At 60.9% G+C, this 15,608-nt stretch carries 16 protein-coding genes; 8 read left to right on the top strand and 8 right to left on the bottom strand.

The genetic code is table 11. The features are described 5' to 3' along the window. Window positions 1–30: 30 nt before the first annotated feature. From IPK79_10045 to IPK79_10030, 4 genes are all read left to right on the top strand, one after another. The gene (locus IPK79_10045) at window positions 31–1,101 is read left to right on the top strand and encodes a glycosyltransferase family 2 protein (protein ID MBK8190775.1); all 1,071 of its coding nucleotides are present in this window, start codon (window positions 31–33) and stop codon (window positions 1,099–1,101) included. Further along, on the top strand, window positions 1,088–1,813 hold the full coding sequence (locus IPK79_10040; protein ID MBK8190774.1) for a polysaccharide deacetylase family protein: 726 nt from the start codon (window positions 1,088–1,090) through the stop codon (window positions 1,811–1,813). Before IPK79_10045 ends, IPK79_10040 begins: the two co-directional genes overlap by 14 nt. A gap of 186 nt (window positions 1,814–1,999) precedes the next feature. Next, window positions 2,000–2,740 carry a hypothetical protein gene (locus tag IPK79_10035; protein ID MBK8190773.1) on the top strand — a complete coding sequence of 247 codons (741 nt, stop codon included), beginning with the start codon at window positions 2,000–2,002 and terminating at the stop codon, window positions 2,738–2,740. Window positions 2,741–2,966: 226 nt separating this feature from the next. Continuing rightward, the gene (locus IPK79_10030) at window positions 2,967–3,716 is read left to right on the top strand and encodes a hypothetical protein (protein ID MBK8190772.1); all 750 of its coding nucleotides are present in this window, start codon (window positions 2,967–2,969) and stop codon (window positions 3,714–3,716) included. Here the strand turns inward: IPK79_10030 and nadC are convergent. From nadC to IPK79_10015, 3 genes are all read right to left on the bottom strand, one after another. After that, window positions 3,713–4,561, bottom strand: coding sequence for a carboxylating nicotinate-nucleotide diphosphorylase (gene nadC / locus IPK79_10025; GenBank protein MBK8190771.1), 849 nt, complete (start codon window positions 4,559–4,561; stop codon window positions 3,713–3,715). The two genes, IPK79_10030 and nadC, sit on opposite strands and share 4 nt — an antisense overlap. A 31-nt stretch (window positions 4,562–4,592) precedes the next feature. Continuing rightward, window positions 4,593–6,239 (bottom strand): L-aspartate oxidase, encoded by a 1,647-nt coding sequence (gene nadB / locus IPK79_10020; GenBank protein MBK8190770.1) that lies wholly within the window; start codon window positions 6,237–6,239, stop codon window positions 4,593–4,595. Window positions 6,240–6,368: 129 nt separating this feature from the next. Beyond that, complete coding sequence (locus IPK79_10015; protein ID MBK8190769.1) at window positions 6,369–6,764, bottom strand: hypothetical protein; 396 nt, start codon at window positions 6,762–6,764, stop codon at window positions 6,369–6,371. A 144-nt stretch (window positions 6,765–6,908) separates the two neighbouring features. Here IPK79_10015 and IPK79_10010 point away from each other — a divergent pair, with 144 nt between their 5' ends. The 3 genes from IPK79_10010 to IPK79_10000 all read left to right on the top strand — a co-directional run bounded on the left by IPK79_10010 (window position 6,909) and on the right by IPK79_10000 (window position 9,597). Beyond that, window positions 6,909–7,853, top strand: a complete 945-nt coding sequence (locus IPK79_10010) for a TIGR01212 family radical SAM protein (protein MBK8190768.1) — start codon at window positions 6,909–6,911, stop codon at window positions 7,851–7,853. A gap of 113 nt (window positions 7,854–7,966) precedes the next feature. Beyond that, a complete protein-coding gene (locus tag IPK79_10005) occupies window positions 7,967–9,121 on the top strand; it encodes a hypothetical protein (GenBank protein MBK8190767.1) in 1,155 nt (384 codons plus the stop codon). A 23-nt stretch (window positions 9,122–9,144) separates the two neighbouring features. Beyond that, window positions 9,145–9,597 carry a hypothetical protein gene (locus tag IPK79_10000; GenBank protein MBK8190766.1) on the top strand — a complete coding sequence of 151 codons (453 nt, stop codon included), beginning with the start codon at window positions 9,145–9,147 and terminating at the stop codon, window positions 9,595–9,597. 21 nt (window positions 9,598–9,618) lie between these two features. Here IPK79_10000 and IPK79_09995 read toward each other — a convergent pair whose 3' ends face one another. The 5 genes from IPK79_09995 to IPK79_09975 all read right to left on the bottom strand — a co-directional run bounded on the left by IPK79_09995 (window position 9,619) and on the right by IPK79_09975 (window position 14,113). Continuing rightward, complete coding sequence (locus IPK79_09995; protein ID MBK8190765.1) at window positions 9,619–10,446, bottom strand: hypothetical protein; 828 nt, start codon at window positions 10,444–10,446, stop codon at window positions 9,619–9,621. Window positions 10,447–10,568: 122 nt separating this feature from the next. Beyond that, window positions 10,569–10,931 (bottom strand): hypothetical protein, encoded by a 363-nt coding sequence (locus tag IPK79_09990; protein MBK8190764.1) that lies wholly within the window; start codon window positions 10,929–10,931, stop codon window positions 10,569–10,571. Between the two features lie 25 nt (window positions 10,932–10,956). Then, window positions 10,957–11,421, bottom strand: coding sequence for a flagellar export chaperone FliS (gene fliS, locus IPK79_09985; GenBank protein ID MBK8190763.1), 465 nt, complete (start codon window positions 11,419–11,421; stop codon window positions 10,957–10,959). 1,235 nt (window positions 11,422–12,656) lie between these two features. Next, on the bottom strand, window positions 12,657–12,890 hold the full coding sequence (locus tag IPK79_09980) for a hypothetical protein (GenBank protein MBK8190762.1): 234 nt from the start codon (window positions 12,888–12,890) through the stop codon (window positions 12,657–12,659). A gap of 266 nt (window positions 12,891–13,156) precedes the next feature. Beyond that, window positions 13,157–14,113, bottom strand: a complete 957-nt coding sequence (locus IPK79_09975; protein ID MBK8190761.1) for a carbamate kinase — start codon at window positions 14,111–14,113, stop codon at window positions 13,157–13,159. 223 nt (window positions 14,114–14,336) lie between these two features. Here IPK79_09975 and IPK79_09970 point away from each other — a divergent pair, with 223 nt between their 5' ends. Further along, on the top strand, window positions 14,337–15,566 hold the full coding sequence (locus tag IPK79_09970; GenBank protein ID MBK8190760.1) for a cysteine desulfurase: 1,230 nt from the start codon (window positions 14,337–14,339) through the stop codon (window positions 15,564–15,566). Window positions 15,567–15,608 lie beyond the last annotated feature (42 nt).

Below are 15,608 nucleotides of genomic sequence, written 5' to 3'. Positions count from 1 at the left end.
TACCGCGATGCCTTGCGAGAGGGCTGCATAATGTCTTGCGCTGTGAACCCGTCCGCCGCCCCTGACGCCGCGCCGCCGCTGGTGTCGGTGATTTTACCTGTGTATCAGGGCGAGGCGACTATCACCCAGGTCGTCCGCTCGGTGCTGACGCAGACATACGCGCATCTGGAACTGATTGTCGTCGATGACGGCTCGACGGACGCGACCGCCCAGCGTCTGGCCGCGATCGCCGATCCGCGCCTGCGCGTGATTCGGCAAGACAATCAGGGCGTCGCCTTTGCGCGAAATAACGGGTTTTCGCAGGCGCGGGGCGAGTACATCGCGTTTATCGACGCCGACGATCGCTGGCTGCCCGAAAAGCTCGCCGTCGAGATGCAGACTGTCGAACAGCACGGCCAGCCGCTTTGCATTGTCTATAGTCGCTATTACGGCGTTGACGACGCCGATCGCCTGATTAACCTGTCTCCCTCATTCACGGCCAGCGGCGATGCGCTGGAGACGATTCTCAACAACGAGAGCGTCATGCTGCCCAGTACGGCCTTGATTCATCGGCAGGTATATGAGGCCGGGGGCGGCTTCTCGAAAGATTGCTATCACGAGGATCGCTCGTTTTTTATCCGCGCCTGCCGCGATTTCCCCGCGTTTCCCACGCAACAGCGGCTGACGCTGTATCGTCAGGCGATGTCGGGCCGGTGTCGCCGCGTGCTGGCCGATTATGACGCCGCCATCGACGCGGAGTTCTCGATCGTCTCCGCGCTGCAAGGCGCGCTGAGCGAGGAGCGTCTGGAGCGGCTGCGGCGCGTTCAGGCAAAAAATCTCTTGTATCGATTCCTCATGTACGGTTACATGGACTACGCTCGTCGCTTTTACCCCCGCGTGGATCGCTCTCTCTTGAGAGCGGACAAAAAAGGCCGACTGGCGTTGATCACGATGATGACTGGCATCAATGCGCTAAGCGCCGCGAGACTTTGCGCTCAGACGGTCCTTCGTCTGGCCCTGGCCCCGTGGTGGAAAACCCGACTGGCGCAATTGAACGCCATCTGGCAGCCTTCTGCCGGATCTGCCGACGCTCTGAAGGCGATTTCCCATGCTGCTGTTTAACTTCCATTACGTCGAACCCGTCGCGGCACGGCCCGAGCGACGCCATATCACCATTACGCCGCAAGGGCTGGCGTGGTTCATCCGCACGCTGCGCATGCTGGGATTCCGCTTCGTTTCCATCGGCGAGGCGCTGCAGGCCGCGTCTCCCGAAGCCCTCGGCCCCAAAAGCGCCATGATTACCTTTGACGACGGCTACGAGAATCTCGCGCGTCACGCCTTGCCGGTTCTCCAAGCCCTCAACTGCCCGGCGCTGCTCTTTGTCCTGGCCGGAAAGCCCGGCGGTTCCAACGATTGGGATCAGGGCCATGTGCCCGATTCGCAGCGCGATCGCCTGATGACGTTTGAACAAATGCGCTCGCTGGGCGAATCTCAGGTCATTACCTTTGGCAGTCATGGCTTGCTGCACCGCTCCTTGCCATCGTTACAGGAAGACGCGCTTGACGAAGAGCTGAACCAGTCTTACGCGCGCCTGAGCGCCGAACTGGGCGAGTCCTTTGCGCCGGTGTTTGCGTATCCGTGGGGAGACGTGTCGCCCGAGGTGCTGGACTTTATGGCGAAAACCCCTTACCGCATGGCCTTCACCACCGAGAAGCGCCGCTGGACCTCGACGGATTCGCCCTATGCGATTCCGCGCCATTCGGTTTATTTTCGCGACGGCAACCCGCTGATTCTGACCGCCAAGCTGGCCCGCCATGGGCTGCTGATGGGCTAAGCGTAACAATTCTACAGGCGACGCGCGTCGCACTTGACTTGTCTACGATAAGCGTCACATACTGAGGCGGACACGAAGATACACGTTTCCTATCCGGCGTGTATCCGCCGGATTTGCGTGACGCGCGGCATTGCCGTGCGATGGCCCGGCCCTCTTATTTGATGTAGCGATGTGGAGATAACAATCATGGATGTCAGTATTCCCCCTCATTTTGGCGCGAGACAGGCTTCCCAAAAGAATCGCAGGATGCAGGCGGCGGCCCTTGCGGGCGCGTTGTCGGCAGCGGCAGGGCCTTCCGCGGCGCAGTCTGTAGATCCCAATGTCACGTGCGCTACGTTTAAACTCGGCCCCACCACCTTGTTTGAACAACCCGCCGGAAGCAAATATGCCTACAAGGGAGTTCTCCCCTTAATAAAGCCCAATACCCCCGAAGGGGATGAAGTGGTGAACAAGATTGCTGAGGCCATTAATAGAATCGATGGCCTTAACGTCACGGGAAAAGACATTACAGATGCCTTTAAAGCCGGACAATATAGTGGGGAGTATACCGGGACTGATCAACGGCCAACCGAAAACGCCCCTCTCTGGAAAGAAGCTCATCATTACGGGAAATTCAGCTTTTCTCCCAAAAGAAATGACGGCAAGCTCGGCACTCCAGTCTATGGAGTCCCAGGTACAGAAGTTTCCTTAGTTTATGATTATGTAGACTATGGCGCCACACGGGAAATTCCTGTTTTACGGAAAGCATTCGTGAAATTCCCTGGCCTTCCAGATACGGTCTTAGCGCCAACCACCGGGATGGATCAGCAAGACGTTAGAATCGTGTTCAATGTGGATGGAGACAAATCCATCCATATCCCCGGCACGGAAGAAACGGAGAATTCCCCTAACCCCGGTGTTCCGGTATGCGTTTATAAATACTACTAACCCGTCTATCTCGATTGAAACGCCGCGCTTCGCTTGAAGGCGGCGTTTTGTCTGCGCAGGCGATTATCTACTACAATTGAAGAAGCTCTGCTTGATTTGCCTTGGCGGTTTGAGACATAATCTTTATGACACGACTCCCCCAGCTCGCGGGGCGCTTGCCGTCTCAGTACGCGCCGCCTGCGGTTGCGCTGGGGATCCCCAACCCGACTGTGGAGATTTTACCCTCATGACGATATCCCCTGTTCATTTTGGCGCGCAACAGAGCCGCGCTCACCAAACCGCGAAGGCTGCCGCGTTGGCGCTGGCTTTAACTGCCCCCATTCCCAGCGTCGCCGCCGACCCGTCCGGCGCCGTCTGCGGGGATGTGAGCGTCATCAAGGCCGCTATTCGCAAGACTGAAGAGAATGGTCGGCCTGCTCTGACCAGCAAAAACGTCAAACTGGAAGTCGCCCCCACTCCGGAAAATCGAGCTTTATTAGAGCTGCTGGCTGAGCGCATGGGCGTTGACGCCGCAGGGGTCAATTATTTGCTCAAAAAACGGGGGGTGGAATTGAAGGCCCCATGGGTTGGCACGACGGTTCTTGCCGGTCCCGACAACAAACCGTCGGGAGATATCGCCACGTATGAAGGCAATCTCTCAGGCGTTGGCCGCAACGGCAAGCAGGATCCGGGACAAACGCTGGCGGTTCGTCTGGAGACCGTCCGTCACTATGCTCCCAATACCCAATGGCCATCGGTTTCAGAAATCAGTTTTCAGCCGACGGGCGCGCCTGATAAAGGCGCCTTTGCCGGCCTTATCCCCACGGACGCCAGCCAGTGGAAATCCCCTGAGAATTTTGATCAACGCCCGAGAAGTGGGGTTATTCTCATCAGCGAAGACGCTGAAGGCGACAACAAACAAACGCCTGCGTTTCGCGTGTGTTTAGACGAGCCCCTGGCTCCCCCGGCGAATGTTCGGATTGAGGGCGAGAACTAGCCCCAGTCCAGGCCGATATCGACCGCCGGCGCGCCCAATGTGAGCGCGCTGGTGGAGATAAGGCGCACGCCGGTTTGCGCCACCGCGCGCGCGTTCTCCAGCGTGATGCCGCCGCTGGCCTCGACAATGGCGCGATCGCCAATCATCGCGACCGCCTCGCGCAAGGCCTCCAGCGACATGTTATCCAGTAGAATCGCGTCGGCGCCCGCTTCGAGCGCCTCGCGGGCCTGGGCCAGCGTGTCGGCCTCGACCTCGATCTTCGCCAGATGCGATAATCGCGCGCGCAAGGCGGCCACGGCAGAGGCAATGCCGCCGCAAGCGGCAATGTGATTATCTTTCAGCATGGCGGCCATTCCCAGATGGTACCGATGCGGGGCGCCGCCGCCGTCGATGACGGCTTGTTTTTCCAGCAGACGCAGGCCGGGGGTGGTTTTTCGCGTATCGGCAATACGGGCGCCCGTGCCAGCGAGCGCATCGGCAAACTGTCGGGTGCGCGTGGCCACGCCGCACAGGTGTTGCAGAAAATTCAGCGCGGTGCGCTCGGCGCGCAGAATCCCGCAGGCGGGACCTGACACCCTCAGGAGCGCCGCCCCGGCTGCCAACGTATCGCCGTCGGCGCACAAGGGCTCGACGCACAGGCGCGCATCGGTCAGGGTAAAGGCCAGCGCAGCGGTCTGCAAGCCGGACACAGTCAACGGCTGACGGGCGCGCGCTGTGGCCTGCGCCTGCTGAGCGGCCAGCGCGGGCAGGTTATCCGTGGTGATATCGCCTTGCGCCAAATCTTCCAGAAGCGCCCCACGGACGAGGGGCTCCAGCAGGAGCGCGCGATCGATGCCGTTGTTCATATAAGCAGACCTCAGACCAGATTTCGCCGCGTCATACCGGGACGGCCGCCATGGCGATCGCGCCATTTTTCGCCTGTCGGCTGTGGCGCGCCGTCGCCTCGGTGTCGGGGTAATCGGCGCGGTAATGCGCCCCGCGACTCTCGCGGCGGGCCAGCGCGGCTTCCGTAATGAGTCGGCAGACGCCTAACTGATGGGTATAATCGGCCCCCAGCGGAATAAAGCGCTCATATTGCGCTTCTTCAGCCTGCCGGGTGAGCGCGTCAATCTGGGCGAGGGCTTCGCGCAAACCGGCCTCGTGGCGAATCACGCCAACGCCTTCCCACATCAGGCGATGCAGGGTCGCCAGACGGTCCGGCAGTTCAGCGGGCGTCTCAAACGTCGGCGCGGTCATTGGCGGCAAGTCCAGCGACAAGTGAGATTTTTCTGATAAGACGCCCGCTGCGGCGGGGGATTCGGCTAGAATCGCCCGGGCGGCTGATCGCGAGATCACCAGGCACTCGAGCAGCGAGTTGCTTGCAAGGCGGTTGGCGCCGTGCAGGCCCGTCCAGACGCTTTCTCCTACGACGTAGAGGCCGTCGACGTCGCTGCGGCCTGACGTTAAATCGACCCGCGCGCCGCCCATCATGTAATGCGCCGCCGGTGCGACGGGAATCCACTCGGTGCGCAGGTCCACGCCAAAGCCCAGACAGGCTTTCAGGATCGACGGAAAGCGTTTTTCCAGTAAGTCGGGCGGCAGATGCGTCATGTCCAGAAACACGCGGTCGCTGGCCTGGGGTCGGCCTTCCTGACGATGAATCTCCTCGAAAATGGCGCGCGTCACGACATCGCGCGGCGCCAGCTCGCCTGCCGGGTGATAGCGCCTGGCGAAGGCCTCCCCAAGCGCGTTGCGTAAAATACCGCCTTCTCCGCGCAGGGCTTCGCTGATCAGAAAGCGCGCCTGTCCGTCCTGATAGAATGCCGTCGGGTGAAACTGTACGAATTCCATATCGCGCAGCTCAGCGCCCGCCTGATAGGCCAGCCAGAAGCCGTTGCCGGTTGCGCCCGGCGGATTCGTCGAGCGACTGTAAAGCCGACCGCCGCCGCCGGTGGCCAGAACGACCGCGTCGGCGAAGATTCGGTACGAGCGTTGATTCTCAAAATCGTGGGCGTCGCAGCCGTAGCAGCGGCGTCCGTCCGACAGCAGGGCCGTGGCCTCGCAAAAAGCCAGCGCCTCAATCAGCGGATGCTCGCGGACGCGATCGATGAGGGTCATTTCCACTTGCTGACCCGTCGCGTCGCCGCCCGCGTGAATAATGCGGCGCGCGCTGTGACCGCCTTCCAGCGTGAGTTCGAGCCTGCCCTCGGCGTCGGCGTCAAACGGCACGCCCAGCGAGAGTAAATCGGCGATGGCGTCCGCCCCGTCGGCGAGAATTTCGCGCACGGCGAGCGGGTCGCACAGGCCTGCGCCGGCGGCGAGCGTGTCGCGCACGTGCAGATCCAGCGAATCGTCAGCGTTGTCGGCGAAAAACGCCGCAATGCCGCCTTGCGCGTACCGCGAGTTGTTTTCGCCCAGCGCGTTTTTGGAGACAATCAGCGAGCGACGGCCCGCAGCGGCCAGCTTGAGCGCCAGAAACAAGCCAGAAATGCCGCTGCCGATAATCAGCGTCTGGGTATGCAGAAACTCGGGCTCCGCAGGCATAGCAGGCGTCCAAAAGCGAAGGCGGACAACTCTTTCGCGTATTGTCGCAGAAACAGACAAAAAAAACCGGCGAGGGGGATCGCCGGCAAGAATCTACTTTTCGTAGGGAATTTTCGTCACTCTCAACCGTTAATACTGCTCCAGATAGGGTAAAAGCTTCTGGACGCGCGCCGCATCCGGTTTTCCAAGCGCGGTGAGCAGCGCGGGCACAACTTTGTTCATCTGGCACTGGAACGAATAGCGTCCCTTTAAAATCGAACAATTAACGCAATCGGCGCTGGTGAGGTAGCACTTAATGGCCTGATCCGTCCAGGTCTGCGTAATGGACGCCGACACGTCCTCATCTGAAGGGGCTAACCCCGGAATGGGCGGCTCGGAGGCGTATGATTTCCAGTAGCGCTCCAGCTCAACCCCATGCGTCGTATCCGTTGTCGACATGCCGCCTGTCACCTCGTCTGCTCCGCCCAATGCCCTATTGCCGACGCGTTCGACGGCGGGGTATTTACAAAACGATACAAACGGCATTGTAGCGATTGCGCCCGCGCTCGCAATCCCCTGGACGCACGAGCTTGCCATCGGCGCGCAATTGGCGACCTCTGGCTCTCGCGCGCCGGGCTGTTTCTCGTGTATGGTGATGAGCATCGCCCTGTTGCTGGAGCCCACGTCCCGATGGACGCGCCGACGCCGTATTACCGCTCGTATCGCCGCTATCTTCAAGACACGTTCGGCGCCAAGATCTACAAAGTGACGCTCGACGCGGGTTTCACCTGTCCTAATATTGACGGGGCCAAGGGTCGCGGCGGCTGCACGTTCTGCGACGAGACCGGCTCGTCGTCGCGCGCGCAGAATCCCGCCGACAGCCTGACGGCACAGATTCAGCAAAACATCGAGCGGCAGCGCGCGCGATTCGGCGCGGAAAAATTCATCGCTTATTTTCAGTCGCATACCAACACCTATGCCCCCGCTGCGCGTCTGAAAGCTTTATACGACGAGGCGCTCGCGGCGCATCCTGACGTGATGGGGCTCGCTATTTCCACGCGGCCCGATTGCGTGGATGCGGACAAGCTCGATTTAATCGCTTCATACCAGCGCCCCGATCGCTCTATCTCTGTCGAATACGGCATGCAGACCATTCACGACGCGACGCTTGCGCGCCTGAATCGCTGCGAAACGCATGCGGACTTTCTCAAGGCCTATGAGATGACGCGCGCGCGCGATCTCGACCATACAATCCATGTAATTCTCGGCCTGCCCGGCGAATCCCATGCCGATATGATGGCGAGCGCGGATGCGCTGGCCGCGCTGGATGTTCGCGGCGTCAAGATTCACTTGCTGGTAGCGATGGAAAAGACCCAACTGGCAAAAGAATATGCCCAGGGCCGCTGGCGCCCCATGGAACAAGCCGAATACGTTGAAACCGTCTGCGATTTCATTGAACGCCTGCCCCCGCACTGCGTCATTCATCGCGTGGCAGGCAACGGGCATCATCAACACGTGGTCGCCCCGCGCTGGATGATGCGTAAACTGGAAGTCATGAACGCCATTGACGCCGTGTTTCGCCGACGCGGAACCCGTCAGGGCGCGGCCTGTCGCACGCCCTCGCCCAAGGCTTGATTCTGCGCCCGCCGTGCGCGACGATGACGGAACTCCCCGCGCGTCTCTCGCAACGACGCCCCGCATTGCCTTCAAGACCTCCCCCGTATAAGCGCCCTGATGAAGCCCTCTGCATGACGACAGCGTTTAATCCCGCGTTTGCGGTTCGCCGCGAAGTGACGCTCAGCGGCCATCTGCTTGACTCGCTGACCCTGGCCAAGGTCCTCGACCTGATTGAAGCCATGGGCGGCGATTACGCCCTGAATGCGCTCACCATTGGTCAGTCGCGGCGCGAGTTTTCGTTCGCCTCGATTGAGGTCGCCGCCGCAGATAACGCCGCGCTGGAAGCCATTGTGGCCGCTCTCCAGCCGCATCTCGACAAAACGCCGTTCCCCTCCAGCGATTGCCGTCAGGGGCGCGGGGCCGCTCTGGCTGCGGCATGCGAGGCCAGTCCCCTCAAAATCGGCGCATCGCCTCTGGGCGCGCCGCAAACGCCTAAAGTCCTGATGTGCGCGCCGGATTATTTCACCATTGAGTACGCCATCAACCCGTGGATGAGCGTTGGCGGCGCGTGCGACGGGGCGATGGCCCGTCAGCAATGGGAAGCGCTGGCCCAGGCCATCGAAGCGGCGGGCGCGCAAACGCTGCGTCTTCAGCCGGTCGCGGGCTTGCCGGATCTCGTTTTTACGGCGAACGCCGCTTTTGTCTACGGCGACTGCGCCATCATCGCGCATTATAAGTTCCCAGAGCGGCAGGGCGAAGAGCCGCATGTCCAGCGATGGTTTCAAGAACAGGGCTTTCGCGTGGCGACCATGGCGCCGGGTATTCACTTTGAAGGCGCGGGCGATGCGTTAATCTGGCGCGATCGGGTGTTTGCGGGCTATAAAACCCGATCGGCGCTGGCCTCCCACTCGGCGATTACCGCGCAAACGGGCCTGCCGGTCCTGTCGCTGGAATTAATCGATCCGCGTTTTTATCATATCGACGTCTGCCTGTGTCCGCTTCGCGGGGGGCATACGCTGTTTTATCCCGGCGCCTTCGATGACTGGGGGCAAAGCGTCGTGCGCGCCAATATTCCGCCAGAGCTGTTAATTGAAGTGACGCCGGAAGAAGCCGCCGATTTCGCCTGCAATGCCGTCAATATTGACGACGCCGTGATTCTCAACCGCCCGTCGGCGCGCCTGCGCGAGATACTGGGCGCGCGCGGCTTCAACGTGGTCGGTCTCGACATGAGCGAATTTCTGAAATCCGGCGGCTCGTGTAAATGCCTGACGCTGCGCGTGGGTTAAGCGCGGGAGACTGCTGATTCGCCATGGCCCCGTCCCTGCTCCCGCCGCCGCCTGATATTGCGCAATTGCGTCGCGACTGCGCAGGATTACTGCAACAGGCCGTGGAAGAATCGCTGACCGCGCGTCAGGCAATTAATCGCTGGCCGGCGCCCAGTGGCGCGGACCCGTCGCTGGATGCCGCCTATCAGGCGCTGTTGCATTTTGAAGCCGACGAAGTCCAGCAACGCGGCGAGATGTTCTATATGGATGCGCAACTCGCGCTGTTGTCGCAAATAGCGGCCTTTCTGGCAGACAATCGCGACTTGCCGCCCTATATGCTCAGCGCCTATCCCGTCGAGCATCGCACGGCGGTATTTCATGAGCGCGAGGTGCTACTGAAGCCGCTGGCACAATGCCGTGACGCCTGGCAATGGATCCGGCGAAGCGTTTCGACGGCCCTGACCGATATCGCGCGCCTGTTATCGCAAAAGCGGTAACGGACGCCGACTGTTTTCTGGCTAGCGCAGGGGCGGACTTCCCCCCGCGCCGCTGACGACCGGCAAGGGTTTCGAAGCGCTGACAACCATACCCGAAGAGGCAGTTGAGGCCGTTTGCTGAGGATTTCGTTTCGAGGGCGGCGGATAATGTCGCTGCGCGCTTCTGTAAACCTGATCGGCGCGCGCTTTCATCGCTTGGCGAACCGGGGCGTCGGGCGGCAGGTTCTGCGACAGGACGTCATATTGACGCGAATATTGCGTCACCAGTGACTCCAGTTGCGCGACCTGAGTCGGCGTCGCAGGCGGGCTCTGGGCAATCTGCTGGTCGAGCGTGGCAATTTGCGCGGCGAGCGTTTCCAATCCCTGTGATTGCCCGCCATACGGCTGGCCAGCCGCGCTACCGGGCAAGGCATCGGCGGGTAGCGGCGTCAAAGAGGACGCCGGAGCCGCCGTCTTGAGGACCTGACCTTGGGCGGAGGTGGTCACCGAGCCCATCGCGGGAAGCGGGTCTGGCGCGCTTCTTGCGGCAATGCCCTCTGTCGCCAGACTGGGGTCGGGGCCCTGCTGGGCAAGGCTGTTCATGGCGACGCTCGCGCTGATTCCGGTCTCTGGCGCGTTGGGCAGCGCAGAGGGCAGCTCGCTGCGCGAGAGGGCGGGCGGACCGTCGCCGGCTTGACGGTTCAATAACGACAGGACGGGCGCGTTGGCGGCCGCATTGCCGACATGGTGGAGGCTGTCGTCGTAGTTTTGCGAAAATAACAGGATCGCCGGAACTGCCGCCAGTCCAATGAGCGCCGTCAGGGCGCCAGTTTCAATGGCGGAGCGACCATGGGCGTTTCGCATCATCATCTGCCGGGCCTTCCTTCTTAACACTGTGAATTCTCGTATGTCCAGAAAGGACTCGACCGAAAGCCGGAAATCTGGAGAGAGGGAGGCGGAATTGTTACAATTGCCAGAGGCGATCTGCGATTTTATGCGCGTGAGCCGTCTGCCGCGCTATCGTCGTCGACGGTTTTGTAACGACGGACCAGCCATTTTTGCTCACGGGTCTGATTCAGCTTGTCGGCGAAGGCTCGGGTCAGGGCGCCGATTTTAAGCTGGATGGCAGGTTCGAGGAACTCCACGGCGTCCATTTTCTGCTTGAGAAACGCCTGAACGTCCGCTGACTGCTGAGTCAGGTCATACGCCTGAATCGCGCGGATGCGTTCGCCGCGCTGAAACAGCAACTGGGCGATTTGATGCACGTCTTCCGCCGCAAGCGCATTCAGCAGAGCGTTGGAAAGCCGCTCCAGATGCTCGAATTCCGCCTGAAGGCTGCTCGTCGCTGATCTCATGGCAGACGTCAGGGAGGGGGGCGCATCAGGCGCTGTCGCGTCGTCCTTCACTGGCTTCCCTTTCCAACGGCGCAGAGGCGTTCAGAGCGCCCGCCCGCTCGCGCAACGCAATTTCGATGGCTTCGCGCCATGTGTCGCGCAGCGAGCGCATATGGCCGAGGACTTCATCCACCATCGTAACATCTTTTTTGAGGTTGGCTTCTACCAGCCGGTAGTGCAGATAATCGTACAGCCGGTACAGATTCTGGGCGGCTTCTCCGCCGATTTCGATATTCAGGCTGCACATGAGTTCGGTAATAATGCGCTGGGTTTTAATGAGGTTGTTATGCGATTTTTCGATATCGCCGGTTTCGAGACCTTTACGCGCGGCATTGAGAAAGCGAATCGCGCCGTCGTAGAGCATGATTAAAATTTCTTCCGGCGTGGCGGTGGTCACCGCCTGCTCTTTGTAGTGCTGGGCTTGCTTGGCGTAAGCCGAGGGTCCGCTCATAAACGGGCGCGCTCTCTCATTCGGCGTCGACGTCAAAGGCCGACATCTGTACAGAGAGCATCGGCGCGCCGGGGCTGAAACTTGAACCGTCCGCCAAGGCCTCGTCCATCTGGAGGAGGCCGCGCACCGCCGCCGCGCCCCTGATTTTGCCAAAATCGCCCTAACCTGCCACGCAGGCAGGCGGAAAAACCCGCCTTGAGGGCCAAGCCCTCAAACACAGACAGGACAGGGGCCTAGGGGCGGGAACGCCCCATCATCAGGAGGGGGACATAAAATCCGGAAGATTTTCTGCCCCTGCGCCACGCGGGCAGGCGAAAAAACCCGCCTTGAGGGCCAAGCCCTCAAACACAGACAGGGCAGGGGCTCGGGGCGGGAACGCCCCATCATCAGGAGGGGGGGACATAAAACCCGGAAGATTTTCTGCCCCTGCGCCACGCAGGCAGGCGGAAAAACCCGCCTTGAGGGCCAAGCCCTCAAACACAGACAGGACAGGGGCCTAGGGGCGGGAACGCCCCATCATCAGGAGGGGGACATAAAATCCGGAAGATTTTCTGCCCCCTGCGCCACGCAGGCAGGCGATAAAACCCGCCTTGAGGACCCAGCCCTCAAACACAGACAGGGCAGGGGCTCGGGGGCGGGAACGCCCCATTATGAGGAGGGAGCATAAAACCCGGAAGATTTTCTGCCCCTGCGCCACGCAGGCAGGCGGAAAAACCCGCCTTGAGGACCCAGCCCTCAAACACAGACAGGGCAGGGGCCTAGGGGCGGGAACGCCCCATTATGAGGAGGGGGACATAAAATCCGGAAGATTTTCTGCCCCTGCGCCACGCAGGCAGGCGGAAAAACCCGCCTTGAGGGCCAAGCCCTCAAACACAGACAGGACAGGGGCCTAGGGGCGGGAACGCCCCATTATCAGGAGGGGAACATAAAACCCGGAAGATTTTCTGCCCCTGCGCCACGCAGGCAGGCGATAAAACCCGCCTTGAGGGCCAAGCCCTCAAACACGCAGGCAGGCAATAAAACGGGCCTTGAGGGCGAAGCCCTCAAATAAAGACAGGGTGGGGGTTTGGGGGCGGGAACGGCCCCCAAAAGGCAGCACTCATGAAAGAATCATCATACAAAAAACGGCCAACGCCCCAACCCGGCGGGGAAAGGAACCGATTTCCCCGCTGGTTGGGTCGTTGAACTGTGTGTTGTTGAAATGAGTGAAAGAAAAATCGAAACGCTCGGCCCGCTTAGCGCACAAACAGCGACAGGCCAGGAGGCGTAAAGCCGCTGATAATCGCCTGATGCAATTGCGCAAGAGGCGTATCGGCGTTGAATTTGAGTAAATCGACAATTTTGGGAAGCGGGCGATCGCCCTGGACGACCGAGGCGCTGGCGCCGACCATCAACGCCAGACTGGCCAGCCACAGCGTGAGTTTTTCGACGGGGGACAAGGAGCGTTCCTGCATCACGACTCTTCTCATCTGCGCATTCTCCTGAGCTATTTCATCTCGCTGAAAAATTCAGGGGGAATCAGAGTTAATAACCTCAAGAGCCAGTATCCGTATTCATCGCCGACCCGGCTGACGCGCGATTTGAATGGAAAACCTGAGCCTAATCCATCTTGCCAGCCGCATCCTACTGGGACTTATGACGAACGCGGCTTAAAAAGTTCCCGCAGGGGCGGCAATTTGTTTCGATATTTGCATGAGAAAACCAAAAACGCTTACGCCTGAGGGTCTCACGCCGTTTACATGACTTCAGACGTCGCCGCGCGCGTAAAACGGGTCCCGATTTTTCCTTCCAGGGCCTGGCACAGGGCGTCCAGACTGGTGATCAGGGCCTGTTTGCCGCCTGCGTCCAGATAATCCAGCAGGGCTTCGACTTTGGGACCCATACTGCCCGAAGAAAACTGTCCCTGAGACAGATACCGGCGCGCATCCTCGACCGATGTCAGGCCGAGCGCTTGCGCCTGCGGCGTACCATAGTCGAGATAGACGTGGCTGACGTCGGTACAAATCACCAGCGTCTCGATTCCCAGCGAGGCGGCCAGCAGACACGAGGCGTAGTCTTTGTCGATGACGGCTTCAACGCCTTTCAGCCCGTCGTCGCCGCGCACCACCGGCACGCCGCCGCCGCCGCAACACAGCACGATAACGCCTTGCTCAATGAGCGTCTGAATGGCCTTGAGTTCCAGAATCGCCTTGGGGCGCGGCGACGGGACGAGGCGGCGATAGCCGCGACAGGAGTCCGGGCCGACGTGCCAGCCGCGTTCTTCGTACAGACGCTGGGCGACTTCCGGCGTGATAAATTTGCCAATGGGTTTACTGGGATGCTCAAAAGCCGGATCCTCGGGCGAGACTTCCACAGACGTGATGGTTGCCATCACGGTGGCGTCGAGTCCGGCGCGGATCAGGCGCGTTGAGAGGGTATTGGCAAGCCAATAGCCCATTTGGCCTTGTGTCCAGGCCACGCAACTTTCCAGCGTCACCCGCGAGGTGAACAGACGCGCTGAGGTTTCCGCCATATCGAGCAGGTTGCCGACCTGCGGACCGTTGCCGAAGGTAATGACCGGCAGATAGCCCTGGCGCACGACGTTGACGATATGGTCGCAAATAATTTCCACTTGCGCCGGATGCAGGTTATTGCCGCCCTCTTTGTCATAGAGCGCGTTGCCGCCAATGGCGATTACGATGCGTCGCGTCACTCGTCTTTCTCTTTCTTGTTTTTTCTATCTCTATCTCTATCTCTATCTCTATCTCTATCTCTATCTCTATCTCTATCTCTATTTTTATTTCTCGATTTCTCTATCTGTCTGCGCGCTCTCTGTTTCCCCTCTTCTTTATTATAATGAACCGGGCGCCGTCGCGCCAAACCCTCCAGTTTACGGGTTTTTGCAAACCCTCCCCGAGCCAGAGCCTTCCTCGCCGATGACAACTGACGCGCCGCCCTCCTATCGCTATCTGGATAACGCCGCCAGCGCGCCGTTAGACCCTCGCGCGCTGGCTGCAATGTTGCCGTGGCTCGCCACCGCCCAAACGGCCGCGCACGGGTTCGCCAATCCGGCAAGCCTGCACGGGCCGGGGCAAGGCGCGCGCACGGCGGTTCAGAATGCGCTGGCGCAAATCGCCCATTGTCTGGGCGCGCGTCCCGATGAAATCACCCTGACCAGCGGCGCCACGGAAGCCAATAACTGGGCGATTCGCGGGCTGGCCGAAACGCTGAGCGCCAGCGGACGCCCGCGCCATCTGGTGACGACTGCCATTGAGCATCCGTCGGTGCGCGAGCCTGTGCGCTGGCTGGAGCGCGCGGGATGGCGCGTGACGTATGCGCCGGTTGACCGCGAGGGCTTTGTGCATCCCGACCTGCTGGCGCAGGCGATGGGAGACGATACCGCCCTAGTGTCGATTATTCACGGTCATAACGAAATCGGGACGGTGCAGCCGCTCGACGAGCTAATCGAGGTCGCGCATCGCCATGGCGCGCTCTTTCATGCGGACGCCGCGCAGACCGTCGGCAAACTGCCGCTGAATGTGGCCCGCCTGCCGGTCGATTACCTGACGTTTTCCGCTCATAAGTGCTACGGCCCTAAAGGCGTCGGCGGGTTATTCGCCCGTCACGACGCGCCCGCGCCTGCGCCCCTGCTGTTGGGCGGCGGTCAGCAACAGGGCCGACGCTCCGGGGTGGAGAATCCGGCGCTGGCGGTCGGGTTTGCGACTGCCCTGCATTACGCCTGCGAAGAAGCGCCAGCCGAAAGCCGCCGCCTGCGCACGTTGGGGCGTCGCCTGCTGGAGCGCCTGCGCATTGAGCTTCAAGAAAGCCGCTTCCGCCTGATTCTCAACGGTCCTGAGGATTTTCATCGGCGTTTGCCGGGCAATGCGCATTTTTCGCTATTATGCGAGGGTCATGCGCCGCTCGAAGGCGAAGCCTTGGCCCTGCAACTGGATTTACGCGGCATCGGCGTTTCCAGCGGCTCAGCGTGTCATAGCGGCTCGCTGACGCCTTCTGCCTCCGTGCTGGCGCTGGGTAAAACCCAGGCCGAGGCCACGGCGACCCTTCGCGTGAGTTTAGGCCGTGAGAACGACGACAGCGACGTGGAAGCCCTCATCGCCGCGCTGCCTGCCGTCCTGCGGCGTGTGGTTCCGGCGGGGCGGTTATAAATAGAGTCGCGCCGATCGCAAGCGTCGGCGCATGGCCTCACG

This window comes from Vampirovibrionales bacterium (assembly GCA_016712355.1).
GTDB lineage: Bacteria > Cyanobacteriota > Vampirovibrionia > Vampirovibrionales > Vampirovibrionaceae > JADJRF01.
Note: the sequence above shows the minus strand (reverse complement) of the source record. Positions and strands in the feature narration are given on the sequence as shown.